This is a genomic window from Leeuwenhoekiella parthenopeia, assembly GCF_020782115.1.
Classification (GTDB): domain Bacteria; phylum Bacteroidota; class Bacteroidia; order Flavobacteriales; family Flavobacteriaceae; genus Leeuwenhoekiella; species Leeuwenhoekiella parthenopeia.
Genome location: NZ_JAJGMW010000002.1, coordinates 25031 through 41189, shown reverse-complemented (window position 1 = coordinate 41189; position 16159 = coordinate 25031). Strand labels below are relative to the sequence as shown.

16 protein-coding genes and 1 tRNA gene are annotated in these 16159 nt (G+C 41.8%); 7 read left to right on the top strand and 10 right to left on the bottom strand.

All coding sequences use genetic code 11. The annotated features are described in order from the left end of the window. Window positions 1–55: 55 nt before the first annotated feature. From LLW17_RS01275 to LLW17_RS01265, 3 genes are all read right to left on the bottom strand, one after another. Window positions 56–295, bottom strand: a complete 240-nt coding sequence (locus LLW17_RS01275) for a restriction endonuclease subunit S (protein WP_228228456.1) — start codon at window positions 293–295, stop codon at window positions 56–58. Next, entirely contained in the window at window positions 292–2205 is a 1914-nt protein-coding gene (locus LLW17_RS01270; RefSeq protein ID WP_228228455.1) for a type I restriction-modification system subunit M, read from the bottom strand. Before LLW17_RS01270 ends, LLW17_RS01275 begins: the two co-directional genes overlap by 4 nt. 91 nt (window positions 2206–2296) lie before the next feature. Further along, a complete protein-coding gene (locus tag LLW17_RS01265) occupies window positions 2297–3187 on the bottom strand; it encodes a hypothetical protein (protein ID WP_228228454.1) in 891 nt (296 codons plus the stop codon). A gap of 446 nt (window positions 3188–3633) precedes the next feature. Here LLW17_RS01265 and LLW17_RS01260 point away from each other — a divergent pair, with 446 nt between their 5' ends. Beyond that, window positions 3634–4254: a hypothetical protein gene (locus LLW17_RS01260; RefSeq protein WP_228228453.1), complete on the top strand. Its 621-nt coding sequence runs from the start codon at window positions 3634–3636 to the stop codon at window positions 4252–4254. Window positions 4255–4339: 85 nt separating this feature from the next. On the opposite strand, the gene LLW17_RS01255 is transcribed toward LLW17_RS01260, so the two are convergent. Continuing rightward, window positions 4340–5125, bottom strand: coding sequence for an SOS response-associated peptidase (locus LLW17_RS01255; RefSeq protein ID WP_228228452.1), 786 nt, complete (start codon window positions 5123–5125; stop codon window positions 4340–4342). 507 nt (window positions 5126–5632) lie between these two features. Between LLW17_RS01255 and LLW17_RS01250 the strand changes: the two genes are divergently transcribed. Both LLW17_RS01250 and LLW17_RS01245 read left to right on the top strand, forming a co-directional pair. After that, window positions 5633–6262, top strand: coding sequence for a hypothetical protein (locus LLW17_RS01250; protein ID WP_228228451.1), 630 nt, complete (start codon window positions 5633–5635; stop codon window positions 6260–6262). An 11-nt stretch (window positions 6263–6273) separates the two neighbouring features. Continuing rightward, window positions 6274–6927 carry a hypothetical protein gene (locus LLW17_RS01245; RefSeq protein WP_228228450.1) on the top strand — a complete coding sequence of 218 codons (654 nt, stop codon included), beginning with the start codon at window positions 6274–6276 and terminating at the stop codon, window positions 6925–6927. Window positions 6928–6943: 16 nt separating this feature from the next. Here LLW17_RS01245 and LLW17_RS01240 read toward each other — a convergent pair whose 3' ends face one another. From LLW17_RS01240 to rseP, 3 genes are all read right to left on the bottom strand, one after another. After that, the gene (locus LLW17_RS01240; protein ID WP_228228449.1) at window positions 6944–8167 is read right to left on the bottom strand and encodes a site-specific integrase; all 1224 of its coding nucleotides are present in this window, start codon (window positions 8165–8167) and stop codon (window positions 6944–6946) included. Window positions 8168–8519: 352 nt separating this feature from the next. Next, window positions 8520–8593 (bottom strand) — tRNA-Asn (locus LLW17_RS01235). Between the two features lie 176 nt (window positions 8594–8769). Further along, the gene (gene rseP, locus LLW17_RS01230; RefSeq protein WP_228228448.1) at window positions 8770–10104 is read right to left on the bottom strand and encodes an RIP metalloprotease RseP; all 1335 of its coding nucleotides are present in this window, start codon (window positions 10102–10104) and stop codon (window positions 8770–8772) included. Between the two features lie 220 nt (window positions 10105–10324). On the opposite strand from rseP, the gene LLW17_RS01225 reads away from it, so the two are divergent. The 4 genes from LLW17_RS01225 to LLW17_RS01210 all read left to right on the top strand — a co-directional run bounded on the left by LLW17_RS01225 (window position 10325) and on the right by LLW17_RS01210 (window position 14024). Beyond that, window positions 10325–11005 carry an SCO family protein gene (locus LLW17_RS01225; RefSeq protein ID WP_228228447.1) on the top strand — a complete coding sequence of 227 codons (681 nt, stop codon included), beginning with the start codon at window positions 10325–10327 and terminating at the stop codon, window positions 11003–11005. Between the two features lie 496 nt (window positions 11006–11501). Next, window positions 11502–11738 carry a FeoA family protein gene (locus LLW17_RS01220; protein ID WP_228228446.1) on the top strand — a complete coding sequence of 79 codons (237 nt, stop codon included), beginning with the start codon at window positions 11502–11504 and terminating at the stop codon, window positions 11736–11738. After that, window positions 11731–13833, top strand: a complete 2103-nt coding sequence (gene feoB, locus LLW17_RS01215; RefSeq protein ID WP_228228445.1) for a ferrous iron transport protein B — start codon at window positions 11731–11733, stop codon at window positions 13831–13833. Before LLW17_RS01220 ends, feoB begins: the two co-directional genes overlap by 8 nt. Window positions 13834–13883: 50 nt before the next feature. Further along, window positions 13884–14024, top strand: coding sequence for a FeoB-associated Cys-rich membrane protein (locus tag LLW17_RS01210; RefSeq protein WP_228228444.1), 141 nt, complete (start codon window positions 13884–13886; stop codon window positions 14022–14024). Here the strand turns inward: LLW17_RS01210 and LLW17_RS01205 are convergent. The 3 genes from LLW17_RS01205 to LLW17_RS01195 form a co-directional block, all read right to left on the bottom strand. Continuing rightward, window positions 14021–14467 (bottom strand): hypothetical protein, encoded by a 447-nt coding sequence (locus tag LLW17_RS01205; protein WP_228228443.1) that lies wholly within the window; start codon window positions 14465–14467, stop codon window positions 14021–14023. The genes LLW17_RS01210 and LLW17_RS01205 overlap by 4 nt on opposite strands. 182 nt (window positions 14468–14649) lie before the next feature. Beyond that, a complete protein-coding gene (locus LLW17_RS01200; protein ID WP_228228720.1) occupies window positions 14650–15471 on the bottom strand; it encodes a ZIP family metal transporter in 822 nt (273 codons plus the stop codon). 33 nt (window positions 15472–15504) lie between these two features. Beyond that, window positions 15505–16155, bottom strand: coding sequence for a metal-dependent transcriptional regulator (locus LLW17_RS01195; protein WP_228228719.1), 651 nt, complete (start codon window positions 16153–16155; stop codon window positions 15505–15507). Between the last annotated feature and the right edge of the window lie 4 nt (window positions 16156–16159).

Genomic DNA, 16159 nt, shown 5'->3' with positions numbered 1-16159 from the left:
TTTAATGAATCAGTGGGCATTTCGTTTGAAATTTGTGTACATTTCGATTTTGCGATTATACATAGTAAGAAGTATCTATTGGGAAAAAAGGTTTTTTAGAATAATACAGTGTTCCAACGCTGCCTTTTCTTCCTATTATAATTCCCTCTTCATCAACCAGAGATTTGCTATGATAGTCAATCAAGCCCGCCGAGCTATATACGGGGTATTCACCAAACTGTCTTTTAGTCTTTGGTAAATTTTTACCATAATTTAAAATACAAACTTCACCAATTCTTTTTTCCTCCCAACTCATATCCCTAATTCAGTAAGATCTGTTTGTATTGTTTCAGCCAGTACAATAGCCTCTTCATTCAAAAGCTTAAGTTCCTGTTTGATCTCTGCCATCCGCTCCTCAAAATCAAAGCCCTCATCTTCTTCAACTGTTGCGACACCTACATAGCGTCCTGCAGTAAGGCTGTAATCGTTAGCTTTAATTTCCTTTCGATTAACCACTTTACATAAGCCTGCTACATCAGCATAATTACCATCTGGAAAACGGCTCTTTAACCATTCGATTTCTTTGTCAAAATATAAATGACGTTCTACCGCTTTCGTAAAAGTAGCCAGCACCTTTTCTAAAAGACCGGTTTTACGTTTCAGTTCACCGCGTTTACTTGGATCTGCTTTGGCTTCGTTTTTATTTGAGTCAACCTGCTTTTTGACCGCCTTGGTGTATTTAACTTTCCATTCTTTAACTGTTGAAGACCTTTTAGAATTTTGATAGTTACTTTCAGGCTCTGCAGCAAGATTCAATACTTCCGGAGAAGTGTTCCCAAGAAGATTGTTTAAATGTTCAACTCCCTCCTGAGCCTTTTTAAAAGCCGTAGCTGACTTTTCTCTATACAAATCAAGGGTTTTATTAAACGTACCTCTATCGCCTCGGTAAAGTCTTACTAAAGCCTGAATGTTTTGAAGCTGTTCATCAGTAAAGTCGTGCAGGTTAGAAGAAACTTTTCGAAAGACATCTCTCAGATCAAGCATTAAGATCTTATCTGCACGCTCAGCATCCTGTTCCTTAGAACGGTCAAAAAACCATAAGGAACAGGGTAATGAACGCGTATAAAAAAACTTCGTACCAATAGACACCATAACATCTACAGCTCCTGTTTCTACAAGCTGTTGACGTATTTTCTTTTCCGAATGCCCCGCATCACTGGCAGAACTCGCCATTACAAAGCCGGCACGCCCGGTCTCATTTAAGTAGCTGTAGAAATACTGGATCCACAGGTAGTTGGCATTATCATTTTTAGGTAAACCCAGGGGAAGCCTGGGGTCGTTCTTAACTGATTCCTTTTTCTTGTCAACGCCGTCCACATTAAATGGTGGATTAGCCATAACGAAATCACATTTACCAACCAGATCGTGATGATCGTCGTAGAAGGTATTCCCCTGCATAATCTTGGCGTCAAGACCGTGAACCGCCATATTCATCTTGGCGAGTTTGGTGTTGGTGTCTGCTTTCTCCTGACCGTAAAAAGTTACTTTTTGAGAAGCTTCTGTATGCAGGTTTTCTTCAATAAAGTGTGCGGTCTGTACAAACATACCAGCACTACCACAAGCCGGATCGAATACGGTGCCGTGGTTTGGCTCAATGATGTTTACGATAGCATTTACAAGGCTAGGAGGCGTAAAGAACTCACCGCCTTCCTGTGCACCGCTCATCGCGAATTTGTTCAGGAAGTATTCATAGATACGCCCAAAAACATCACCTGTCACATTATCCAGTAAAGGATCATTGAAAATACGTATCAATCTGAAAAGCAAGTCGCTTTCAAAAAGCACGTAATCCTTGGGCAGCACATCTTGAAGCACCTCATACTCTGCCTCAATGCTTTTCATGGCTTCATTAAGGTATTCTCCTACGTCAGCACTCTCAGGAAGCTCATTTATGGTTTTCCATTGCGCATTTTCGGGTAGGAAAATCGCATTGGCAGAAAGAAAGTCGGTCTTATTTACAGGACGCTTCCCGCGCTGTGGGTGTGAAGGTAGCGACTCTTCAATTTGTGCTTTAGCAGTAATAAATCTGTTGTAGGCGTGTCGTAAAAATATAAGCCCCAGTACCGGGAAGCTGTATTCAGTAGCAGTAAGTTTGCTGTTTGCTCGCAGGTCGTCTGCAGCTTTCCACAGTCTATCTTCTAACTGCTTGAGTTGTTCTCTATTCATAAGGTGGTTAATGGATATTCTTGTAGGGAGACTACAAGTATAGTAAATATCCTTTAAAGAGGGTCCTAACCTAGGATAGGAGCTCTGATTTTTATCTGGATTCCTCCAGTTTCTTATGTAGCCTGTCTATAGTAAGCTGAATCGAATTTGTGGTTCGCTGCGTCAGCTCTGCTACTTTACTGGTACTACGCGTTAAGCTATAAGCCTGAAGAACAATTTCCTTTTCCCGATCAGCCCACTTTTCATAAGCCCTGGGATATTTCCGTCGTATCGCCAGTACATTTTCAGAAAGGGCATCAAGATCTAAGGTGGTTTCCCAAGCATTTACCTCTTCCCTCCAGCCTTTAAGTAGTTCTTCTGCGGGGATGGACTGATCGTAGCTTATTTCCAAACCCTTGCATTCCGAATCCTGCTCTTTTTTGGACTTAGGTGACTCACAGTAACCTTCAGGATCACTTTGAAGATCATCTTTTTGGGCAGGATCATCTTCGCTCAAAGAAGAAATCAAGAGTTGCAGCGCCTCCCTCACCGTAGGATGCATAGATGCCTCTGACTCCGGAAGGTTCTTGTAAGTTAAAGGATGAATCCCATCAACCAGTGACTGCATTAGCTTTTTGGCTGCTGGAAGAGTCATTGGTGCTGGTTTCTCCTGAGCAGCGTTCATTTTTACTGAGATAACCTTGGGCATTTTGTCTTTGGCATCATTAAAATACCACTCCCCCATTACCTGATCACCCACACCTCTAAGGTACCTACATTGTGGCACTAGATTTTCAAGCATATTCGCATTGTAAAGCCTCTTGAGGAACTTTCTAAAGTGTTTGCCATTGTGCCTCGTGTCCCTTTCAAAAAGCCCCTTACGAGACAGGTATGGGAATACATCGGTTGACCTAAGATCTCTACTACCGGTAAGTTCAATGTAGTTTTGAATAGCTCTGCTAATTCGTAGTGCCTGCTGAATTTCTTCTTTAGTAATATCCATTGTTAGATTTGGGTGCCACAAATTAACCAGAGCGATCAAAATTTGCAAGTCGGGTCCCTAGTCATCGAATGCCATAGTTAAACTGGATCAAGTAAAGGTTAATAAACTACCAGAGGAACGAGCTTACGGCAATAATACTACCCTAGCTGAAAACGCTGTCTCCCCAGTACCGAGTAAGGGTGATTTTCAAAATCTGTACGCCTGTTCTTAGCCCTCTTCGGTAGAGGGGAACTGTCACGTGAGAAAATAGGTAATGCACAAAAAAGTGGGCTTTATAAACTTGTTCAGGTTAGTTACTTTCTGTAAGATTGCAGCCTCAATATTTCTTTTGAGGTCTTGGTTGTTTGAATACTTTTACGAAAGATCAACTATATATTATATCAGTAATAATATAATGAAACTTTTAACTCAAGACACTCATTACCAGGATGTAAATAACCCTTGATTTGGAAAAAAATACAAAGAAAAGCACTTCAAGACCAAAAAATTCCAAAAATGAAAAAAATCCCTTCTTAAATAAACCCCTTGAATTTATCGAAATTCAGAGAGAAACTTTAAATAATGTACCCACTTCGAACGGATTTCAATCGAGAAGGGAGACCAACATTTCATTGTTTGATTCTGATACAGGTGCAAAACTATATAAAACCCAATCTTTTGAAAAAGTGGTTTACAACTTAGATGAGAAAGCGCTAAAGCTCCTAATGTATATCTGTTTGCACTTGGGTAAGGATAAAGAAAAAATTCATTTAACTAGAAAAAAAATATTACCACTGATTGGAATGGGAGAATCATCCTACTATGCTGCACTCAAAAGCCTAGTCCAAATTGGGATTGTAGCAAATGCTAAAGGCAGAGCGAATATGTATTGGGTAAATCCACATTACATTTTCAATGGAAGTCGGTATAGTACTTTTAGAAGCTCCTCAACTAGCGCGAAAGATGATGTAAATATAAAGATTGTTGCCACAAAGCACATTACCCCAAATAGTAAAAATGATGATCAGCCGCCCATATTAGAAAATTCAAGTGACACTCCATCTTATGGATTTGAAGCAGATGATTAGCGGGGTATTGTTTTTCAATGTCGGAGCGGGGGAGTCTTTAGTGGGCAGGTTAAAGAGCACAGAATTGGAAACAAAAATTTTTTTATTATAAAAATTTTTTAAGCTCCGCTTCTAAGGTCTCTAGCTGTTCATAATCATCACGCTCTACCGCTTCCTCGCCGTCCAGAATGTTTTTCCTTCCTTGCACCGCTCTGGATACGGGATAGGTAGTAAGCTTCTTTTCGTCATAATAATCCCCGAAAAATGCTTTGATGTCCGCTTCTTTTAAATTTGGATCAAGCCAATCTTTTTCTGTCTCTTCGTTTAGGAGTACTATTTGTCTTTTGTCTCCTGTCTTGTTATGGACTTTCGCAAAAAGTGGTGAAGCTTCTTTTGTCAATAAGGTAAATGTTACATAGCCTGTCTCTGTTACTGAGTAGAGTCCAGCTACACTTAAATGCTCCCTACTCTTCTTTTCGAAGTAGAATGGATAGCTAACACCTTTATGCTTGTGAGGCTCAAAGAAACCCGTGACGGGAACAATACAGCGCTTCTCCATAATGGATGCCTTATACAGCCAGTAATCAAATGCTTTCTCCGACCTCGCATTTAATTCAGAGCCATGATATTTAATTCCTCTGTAATAATCATTTATACTTCCCTTGGTATTGGAAGGGGCGATACCCCACAGAGCCGGATGTAAAACTTCTGGACGCGGTCCAATGTCAAGACCGGCATCCATACCAATAATCAACATGGGAGGATGACTAAATCCATTGATATTATAGTCTACAAAATCAGTATCTTCTATATCCAATTCTGGATCCCGTTCAATACCATACCTTTTTTCCATATCTGGAACTGGTAATCTATTCGAAGTTCTATAGCACATAAGAGTATGTTTTGAATAAAATTATACTAAATATTAGTATTAAAGAATTTGGAATTATTCCATTTAATCGGATTTTTACCAAATGTATCAAATTATCTTCAGAAACTATAATACCCCTGAAATCGAAACGCTATTGATGGAGATTGGTCCTTATAGGTTCACAAATGCACTTAAAAACAGCCAGCTTCCCAAGCCAAAACAGATGAAAAACTTTTTTCTGGAATGTAATGTGGACTGCACTTTCCTAGTTTATAAATATCCGGAAGGCATTCGAAAAATCATGAAAATAGACGATTACAAGCTTCCTGAGCATGGCTGGAGATTACTGAAAGTAAATCGTTAGAGATGGTAAATGAGCCCTTCTAGAAGGCGCATTTTAGCAGATACCGACTAAAACAAATTTAATTCTGAATTAGTATTAATTACATACTGAATTGGTTTCCAAACAGAATTTTGTTCCATTGTCAAATCTAGGCAAAGCCCTATCTTAAATGAAAACAATAATTAATGAATGAACTATTAGAGCCCATAGCCTGCTGCCTTGCAACACACACAATCAATTATCTGGAACCTGTTTTAGAAAAATATAAGAAGCTTTCTAATTTAACTGGAGCATCATTAAGAGATACGCTCTCAAAGGGTAAGGCTGCGATTTTGAGGAATCGAAGCTTCCATTTCAATCAAACTTTGACTCAAGTAGAATTCGACGAGGCATTAACCATCTATGACATAAAAGATCAACTCTTAAAGATTGCTGAAATAAAGCTTGAAGGAGAAACGATCACCTACACTTGGGAGCACATTATAGTAAATGACAACAAGTATTGCCACAACCGATACAGCCAATTCTTCGAAGACCAGGATTTCTATATTGAATACATCTGCATCACGATTTTGAGCAATCAATTAGACTGTGAGAAACATATTAGCCGGGTTGATAGTGGAAAGGTCTATATAAGTTTGCAAAATGCCTGTGCCGCAAATGAATTTACATCAAGACAAATTAGGGATTACGCGAAAAGCTTCGGTATAGAAATATTTAATAATACATCCACTGGCAAAGGTCTTATTGAAGTAAATGATTACGAAACTCTACTTCTACAAGCAAAAGCCTGCGGATTAGAATATTTACTTTAAGTCATCTCAACATGTGTGAAATTTTAGACAACATTTCATCAGAACTAGACGATTTCTGGATAAGCATCAGTTACGATTACAGGACTATAGAAGACCAGGGCTTTCCTGAAAACTTTTTTACAGCCATTTTTGCCACTATTGAATTTCATACTATGGATGATGAATCTGAAGATATAGGACATTTTCATTTGACAAGGTTTAGGGTAGAAGATGCAATACTACAGGGCTATTGTATAGGTGACATGCAATTTCACGAAAAAATAGAGCACCTGCCTTTAGATAGAATGTTTGACATGGAATCTTTTGAGTTCACAGATGAATTTATCGCGCTTGCAAGCGTGAACAAAGCAGGTTTCGATATACTTTTACTAGAGTTTATCTTCATCAAGCGCAAATACCGCGGATACAAACTTTTAGACTTAGTAATGAAAGAAATCTGGCTAGAATTCAGACGTTCGTCCAAAATTTTGATAACCCAGATATATCCCCCTCAGTTTGGCTACGATGGACCATCTCCCACCAGTAAAGAATACCAGAAGTTTAGCAAAAAACTAAAAACTGCGAAGAAAAAACTCACCAATCATTTCTATGATTGTGGTTTTTTCTATGCGCCAGAAATTCCAGATATTCTTTTATATGACGGGTTCGATATATTTGCAGATTGAAACCAATCAGCACATTTCATCCATGCTTTTTAGCTAATTTTTCCGAAAGATTATTCATTGTGATGCTCAAGGTTTTATTCACAATCTTACCGTAATAATCCTGGGTAATCTTTATACTGGAGTGCCCCAAAAGCTCGCTAACAATCTCGATAGGAACCTCATTGTAAAGTAGCACGGTAGAAGCAAATGTTTTACGTGCGGTATGATGGGTCATTCTTTTCTTGATTTCAAGCTTTTCCGCAATCTCCTTTAAGTAGGAGTTGAATTTTTGATTGCTTAATGGAGTAAAGATAGTTTCGCACTGACCGCTATATTTATCAACTATGTCCTTTGCCTGTGGAAGTAGAGGGACCGCTATATCTTTTCCTGTTTTTTCTCTTTTCATTTTAATCCATTGTCCGCCATCAAAGCCATTAACGATATGCTCCGGTTTCAAACTTGCCATCTCTCGGTAAGCCAGACCGGTGTAACAACAAAATATAAACAGGTTCTTAACTCGTTCAAGGCGTCTTGAAAGAAAGGTATGATTCTCCAGTCTCCTCAACTCATCTTCACTAAGAAAAACAACCTCCTTAAACACCTTGCCTGGTTTATGTCGACCGAAAGGATCTGAAGTAATTAAACCTTCTCCCAGAGCTACCTGTATGGGCTTTCTAAGCCTTTGTATAGCTTTGTTTACGGTAACTTGTTTTTGATTCTTATCCGTCTTTAAATAGTATTGAAATTGGTTCAGGAAGCTTTGGTTTAATTCTTTTAGAGGAACATCCTTCTTAGCTAATACTACTTTAACAAAGTGCTTTAGATCATTTAATACGTAATTGAATTTTTTCCAGGTGACCTCTTTTATGTCCTTACCTATAAGACGCTCTTGGTTCTTCAAAAAAATATCGAAGTTTTCAATTATACCCGTATTTTCAGTCCTCTTGATGGGCTTATCTTGATACAAAGCTAGAATCTCATCAACACTAAATTTCTGATCCTGAATCTTGAGTGCCAGATAGAGATTTTGGATTTTGTGCTTTATTAAAATTAGATCATTGTTGAACGCCTGCCCTTCAACTGATTGATCTTCTAAGCGCTGGTTAGTGGCATTCCAAAGACTTTTATCCACCGTCAATCCGGATGAGAATTGCCGCCTTTCCTTCTTGTAAGTGATTCGGATGTTAAGTGGACACTTGTTTTCTTTGTTAGTTCGATTCGCTCGAATAACAAAAAGGATCTTTAACTTGTTACTATTCATTACCAATTATTTATGTGAAACAATTGGTGCACTTTATACGGTACCCAGTAACATTTTATATGGTACCCAGAATGGTACCCTTTTTTGATAGATTTTGACTGATCGCCCCCTTTCGGTAAGGGGAAGCAAAACATCCCTACAATGCTCTAAACCCGCGTCAATACTTGGATTACTAAAAACAAAAAAAGTCTCAAATACAAGTAGTTAAGGCTTAATTTTGCTCCCCCTTACTTCGACTTCGCTCAGCACAGGCTTGGGCTTCCCTCGACTTAGCTCGGGATAAACTTCTCGCACAGTAGAATTCTAGTAAAAACAAAAAACCCAACCTAAATGAATAAGTTGGGTTTTAATGCTCCCCCTCTTGGGCTCGAACCAAGGACCCTTTGATTAACAGTCAAATGCTCTAACCAACTGAGCTAAGGAGGAATTTAAATTTTCTATGTTTAAAACTTTGGGCGTATCGCAATACTGCCGTTTGTAAAGTTTTAAAGAACGTACCGCTTATTTGCTGAAAGCGGATGCAAATATACACAACTATTCAAACCTGCAAAACATATTTTAAAAAATATTTAGCCGATTTTTAGTTGCTGTATTTTTCAGGCCTAGTCACCCGTTATTGCACGGTAAATGTCGTTTCCGTTTGCATATAAAACCAGAGCGATGAGCAGGAAGAAGCCTATCATCTGCGCGTACTCTAAAAACTTATCGCTGGGCTTTCTGCCGGTGATCATTTCATACAACAGGAACATCACGTGACCACCATCAAGCGCCGGTATGGGCAGTATGTTCATAAAAGCCAAAATAATCGATATAAAGGCCGTTGTTTGCCAAAACGACAACCAGTCCCACTGATCAGGAAACAGACCGGCAATCGCGCCAAAACCACCTACCTGAGAAGCGCCCTTAGAGGTAAACACGTATTTAAACTGCACCGCATAATCTACCAGCTGATCTACACCGTAGTTGATGCCGCGGCCTATACTTTCGGCAATACCATATTCCCGCTTATTGCGTTTAGGCATCACATAATCTTTATCTTCAAAATCAAAACCTACTCCTACCATCTTATCATCACCTATGGGCACCTCAAATTGACGCGCCACGCCGTCACGCATCACGGTCACCGTCGCGATGCTGTCCCGGTTTTTCTGCAGGGCATAAGTAGCATCGGTTTTAAATTCAATCGGCACATCGTTGATGCTGATTAATTCATCAGTTCCCAGAATTCCCACTTTTTCAGCACCGCTAAATACCGAATCAAGCTTTACCGGCGTACGCGGAGCATTTACGCCCGGCATTTCACCCGATTTAAAGAGTTTCATCCCAATATCTTCGGGAAGCGTCAGCTCTTCGGTACTGCCATCGGCGTGCTCTACCTTTACCTGAGACACATCGCGCATCATCACCATATGTGGAAAATCCATCTGGTCTAAAAGTGCTTCTCCATTTACTTCGAGAATTTTATCGCCCTGCTCAAAACCGTAGGTTTCCATTATAGGCGAAAAACCAAAACCGTACTTCAGATCGTCTGCCGTGGTGTATTCTTCCCCATAATTGGCAATAATCATGATGTAGATAAAAAAGCCCAAAATAATATTGACCGTCACCCCGCCAATCATCACGATAAGACGCTGCCAGGCCGGCTTGGAACGAAATTCCCAGGGCTTGGGCTCCTGCGCCATCGCTTCCTTGTCCATACTTTCGTCAATCATTCCGGAAATCTTAACGTAACCTCCCAGCGGAAGCCAGCCAATACCGTAAACGGTCTCGCCTATCTTTTTCTTAAACAGGGCAAATTTGACATCAAAAAAGAGGAAGAATTTCTCAACTCGTATTTTAAACAACCGGGCCGGAATAAAATGCCCAAACTCGTGAAGTACAATTAGTATTGAAAGGCTCAAGAACAGCTGAGCACCTTTTACAAAAAATGGATCCATAAATATTTTCTAAAAAGCGACATCACCTGCCGCCGGTATCTATCTTAAATCTGATAAGGCAATCGCCCCGCGATCGCGATTAAAAAGTGCACAAAAGTAACCTTTTAGTCGCGTAATCAAAACTTTGAAACAGGCCCGTTTTCGCAAATACCCATAATAAGCGCTTTCCGGCTTTGGCGGGAGCTTGCTGCATCGTAATTTTGCACAAAAATTGCCCGCTATGCTTCAGTTTTTTGCTAAATACAAAAAGTTTGCCATCGTGATGGTCATTCTTTCCGCAGGGATCCTGTATACTTTCTACACCCTGATGAAGCCTGCACCCAGTCTGCCCATCTATCAACCTGATATGGTAGACCGTTCTTTGGTAGACAGCACGGTGCAATTCGTCAAAAAATACCACAAGATTGCAAACTTTAAACTGGTAAACCAAAACGGCGACACCATTACACAAGCCGATTACCCCGGGATTTATGTAGCCGATTTTTTCTTTACCACCTGCCAGACCATTTGCCCCAAAATGACCGATCATATGCTGCACATTCAGGAAAAACTGAAAGACGATCCTTCGGTCAAATTGTTGTCGCACACCGTAATTCCGGCCACAGACACGGTTGCCCAGCTCAAACGCTATGCGGTTGAAAAAGGCGTTGATGACAGCAAGTGGAATCTGGTCACCGGACCCAAAAAGCAGATTTATGAGCTGGCGCGAAAAAGCTATCTGGCGGTAAAAACTCAGGGTAACGGCGATAAGTACGACATGATTCATACCGAAAACTTTATGCTTATCGATTCTAAAAAACGCATCCGCGGGTTCTACGACGGTACAGATCCCGAAGCCATCGAGCAGCTGCTTGAAGACATCGCGATTTTAAAGGAGATTGAAGGACGCAGGGATGAGTGAAGAGTGATGAGTGCTGAGTTCAGGTTATTTGAAATTGTCCTGAAAATCCACTACATCCATCCCCGACCCTTCCTTCAAAGGAAGGGAGAAAACCTCCCGGCTACGAAAAGCAAAAGTCTCCCTTTGAAGGGAGATTTAGAGGGATGTTTCTCAAGCTATCTTTTAAAACCTCCATATTCAACTCCTCACTCTGCACTCTGAATTCTACATTCCAATTTCGTATTTCTAATTTTCAACTTTCTGCTCTGCCTTCGATACAAATTTTGCGCACAACTACGCAAAATTCACTCAGTCATCGCCGCTGCCATTGAATGCGTTCGCAAGAACTCAAAACTCTGCACTCTGAATTCTACATTCCTATTTCCGATTTCATATTTCTAATTTTCAACTTTCCAACTCCTCCTCGCGACTGAAGTCCCAATTCCTGACTAAAATCTTTTCTTATGAAGTGTATTTCCGTTACTTTTGCCTTGTTTAAATTCAATCTAAATAAATCTTGATCACTTCATTAGACACCCTAAAACGCGGTCAAAAGGCCATCATCTTAGAATTTACGCTTGATCAGGTACCGCTTAAGCTTTTGGAAATGGGCTGTTTGCCCGGTAATGAAGTAGAGCTGGTACAGATCGCTCCTTTTAAAGATCCTATGTACCTCAATATAAACGGCAGTCACCTGGCCATACGCAGAGAAACGGCCTGCCACATCACCGTAGAAACGCTTTCTGATGAGTAAACAGCTTAATGTAGCACTTATAGGAAACCCGAACACCGGGAAGACCTCGGTCTTTAATCAGCTTACCGGTTTAAAACAGCAGGTAGGTAATTATCCGGGAATCACGGTTGAGAAAAAAGAAGGCGTTTGCAAACTGCCCCGTGGCGTTAAAGCGCATATTCTGGATCTTCCGGGAACCTACAGCCTCAATGCGAGTTCGCTTGACGAAAACGTGGTGATCGAGTTGCTCCTCAATAAAAACGACAAGGATTATCCCGATGTGGCGGTGGTGATTTCAGACGTCGAAAACCTGAAGCGCAATCTGCTATTGTTTACCCAGATTAAAGATTTAAAAATCCCGACGATTCTGGTCATCAATATGGCCGACCGTATGGAGCGCAAAGCCATCACGCTTGACGTCGAAAAGCTGGAAGAGCGGCTGGAGACCAAAATCGCTCTGGTAAGCTCCCGCAAAAACACGGGTTTTGAGCACCTTAAAGAACTTATTGCCAATTATAAAAGTCTGTCTGTTGAACCTTGCGTCAATGCTTCGGTAATTGCACCCGAGTATTTTGACCGCCTGCGTAAAGCTTTCCCCAAACAGGATTTATACAAACTCTGGCTGGTTATCACTCAGGATGTAAACTTTGGTAAGCTGGACCGTAACGAGATGCAGGGCATTTCGAGCTTTAAGACCGAAAGTAAGTCGAATTTAAAGCGGCTGCAGCAAAAAGAAACTATTGTACGCTATCAGTTTATCAATGGCGTGCTGAAAGAAACCCTGAGTATAGACCATCTGGCAGCAAAAGATTTACGCAGCCGTCTTGACCGGGTACTTACGCATAAAGTCTGGGGTTATGTGATTTTCCTGGCGATATTGCTGCTTATTTTTCAGGCGATTTACGACTGGTCATCCTACCCGATGGATCTTATAGACGAGGCCTTTGCGGCCGCCGGTGAGTGGGTGCGCAACACCATGCCGCCGGGAGCCTTTACCAGTCTTATTGCCGAAGGTATACTTCCCGGTCTGGGCGGAATCGTCATTTTTATCCCGCAGATCGCGTTTTTGTTTCTCTTTATCTCCATTCTCGAAGAAAGCGGCTATATGAGTCGGGTGGTATTCCTGATGGATCGCATTATGAGACGCTTCGGTTTAAGCGGAAAAAGCGTGGTGCCACTGGTTTCGGGTACAGCCTGCGCCATCCCGGCGATTATGGCTACGCGAAATATCGAAAGCTGGAAAGAGCGCCTCATCACCATTCTGGTCACTCCGTTTACAACCTGTAGCGCCAGGCTTCCGGTGTATCTCATCATCATTTCGCTGGTGATTCCAGATCAGAAGGTGCTTTATATTTTTAGCCTGCAAAGTCTGGTGCTGATGCTGTTGTACCTCATCGGTTTTGGTACTGCGATTCTTTCGGCCTGGGTGCTCGACCGTATTTTAAAAATTAAAAAACGCACCTTTTTTGTTATCGAAATGCCCAATTACAAACTGCCACTCTTTAAAAATGTGGCCTATAATGTGATTGAAAAAACCAAATCCTTTGTTTTTGGAGCCGGAAAAATCATTTTGGCGATTTCGATTGTACTTTGGGTACTGGCGTCAAATGGTCCGGGCGAAAACTTTACGAATGCCGAAGCTAACGTGACAGCCCGAATGGAAGCGGGTGCATTTCCGCAGGATGAACTAGACAAACATATCTCAGCTGAAAAACTGGAATACAGCTATATTGGTTATATGGGTAAAGCCATTGAGCCGGTGGTGCGACCTTTGGGTTACGACTGGAAAATAGGTATTGCTATTGTAAGTTCATTTGCTGCCCGCGAGGTATTTGTAGGTACGCTGGCCACCATTTACAGTGTGGGAAGCGACGAGGAGGAAACCATAAAAAACCGAATGGCAGGTGAGGTAAATCCTATTTTGGGCGGACCTTTATTTAACCTCGCCAGCGGAATTTCGCTATTGCTGTTTTACGCTTTTGCGATGCAGTGTATGAGTACCCTGGCGATTGTAAAACGCGAGACCAATACCTGGAAATGGCCGGTGCTTCAGCTTGTGATTATGAGTGGTTTTGCTTATGTTGTGGCTTTAGTGGCATACCAATTGTTGATTTAGGTTTAGTATTTCGCGTTCGCGAAAACCGTAAGCCTTAAAAAAGAAATTTTATGATACAGAATGTTTTAGTACTCCTGATTTTTATACTCGCAGTGGGCTATCTGGTTACCAAATACGTCTGGAAACCTGCCTTTTTAAGCGGAAAGTCTAACGATAAATCCTGCGGCAGCGACAACTGCGGCTGTCATTAATCTTCTTCGGCAAGCTGTTGCCATACCAAATTGATCACATAATCTTCCTGTGGAATCTTCCCGAGTGCAGTTTTAGGATAGGGTAACACAGAATAGGCTTTTAGCCGTTGCGCAGCCGAGTCAAATAACATACGATCATTTTGATCACTGCCAATAGTTATTCTGCGGGTGTCCACATATTTTCCATCTTCATACATCTCGAAGTCTAAAATCACATTACCTGCCCAGATGCAGTTCACATTACTTGGGCATCTGGAATCGGTCACCTTTATGATCTTAATGCTCTTGTCGCCAAAGCTTGTTAGTTTTCCGAAAGGCACTTTTACGACGATTTGTGGTACCTGCACAGGCTGATTTACCTCAACACTATCTGAAACTTTCAATTCCTGAGCATAACCCAGACCCGAAACCAGTAATCCTAAAACAAAAAGTACCTTTTTCATAATGTTAGTTTTCTAAACGCCCTGGTGTCACCTCGAGGGTGGTTGCTGAGTCTCATCGAAGCACAGTCGAGAGGCCATTTAATCTAATGCCCTAAATCGGGGATCGACTGCGCTCGACCTGACATTCCAATTAGCGGGCCGGGATTTCTTTAAAGACATAGCAAAAGTCCTAAAGTTGCAGGCTAACCTAACCCTACGTCCAGCGTCATCATCAGGATAAAACCGCCGATGAATCCCATCGTGGCAATATCGGTATGGTTACCCTGTTGCGACTCGGGCACCACCTCCTCTACCACTACAAATATCATAGCTCCCGCAGCAAAAGCCAGTGCATAGGGCAAAATAGGTTGAAAAGTCATCACTGCATAAGCGCCCAGAACAGCTGCCAGAGGTTCTACAATTGCCGAAAGCTGCCCGTAATTAAAGCTCTTCCATCGGCTAAATCCCTGCCTGCGCAAGGGCATCGCCACCGCAAAACCTTCGGGAAAATTCTGAAGCCCAATCCCGATCGCGAGTGCCACGGCACCCCCAATAGTCGCCCCGTCAAACCCTGCTGCCACACCTCCAAACAAAACCCCTACCGCAAGACCTTCGGGGATGTTGTGAAGCGTAATCGCCAGCGTCAACAAAACCGATTTATGCCAGGGACTGCGCACACCTTCTTTGTCTTCCTCCTTAAAGTTGACGTGTAAATGCGGCAAAACTTTATCAAGCCCAAATAAAAAGCCGGCCCCCAGAGCAAAACCTATCGCGGCAGGAATCACTTTTACAAAACCTTCTCCCGGGCTCATCTCAATCCCGGGTGCAAGCAAACTCCAAAAACTGGCTGCAACCATCACGCCACCGGCAAAACCCAGCATCGCGTCAAAAACCTTTCGGTTCATCGCCTTGAAAAAAAACACCAATGAGGCTCCCAGGGCGGTCACGCCCCATGTAAACAGCGTGGCCAGAAAAGCGCCCTTAACAGCACTTAAACTTTCAAAATAGTCAATAATCTCGTTCATCATAATCTATAGGGTTTCAGCTGAATTTTCAGACTAAAATTTTACGTAAATATTTTCGGTAGCTATTTGCGAAAGCAGGAGTTCACGCCCATCAATACGCACCGTCATACTTTTGTCAAAGTCCTGCAAATGCATAATTTCGATCACAGTGCCCAGCTTGATCTGCTGCTGGTCTAAAAACTGAAGAAACGAAGACGAGGTATCGTTAACGCCCACACAGGTTCCGGTATCACCGGGTACCAATTGGGAAACCTGCTTTTTTTCGACCTTGATCACATTACCCTGCTCATCGGGAATGGGATCCCCGTGCGGATCGTGGGTAGGAAAGCCCAGAAACCGATCCAGCTCTTTGATGAGCTTGTCTGATTTAATATGCTCCAATTGCTCGGCCACATCGTGTATCTCATCCCAGCTGAAATCGAGCTTTTTAGCCAAAAAAGTTTCCCAAAGCCGGTGCTTGCGTATCACTTTAAGCGCGACCAGTTCGCCATTTTTATTCAACAAAACACCCTGATAGGGTTGGTAAAGCACCAGACCTTTTTCGTCCAGCTTTTTAATCATTTCGGTAACCGAAGCCGGCTTAGACTCCAGATACTGAGCCAGAATGGTGGTACTTACGCCCTTAGGACTGTCTTTTTGAAGCGAATAGATCGATTTGAGATAGTTTTCTTCAGAAAAAGTCATAATC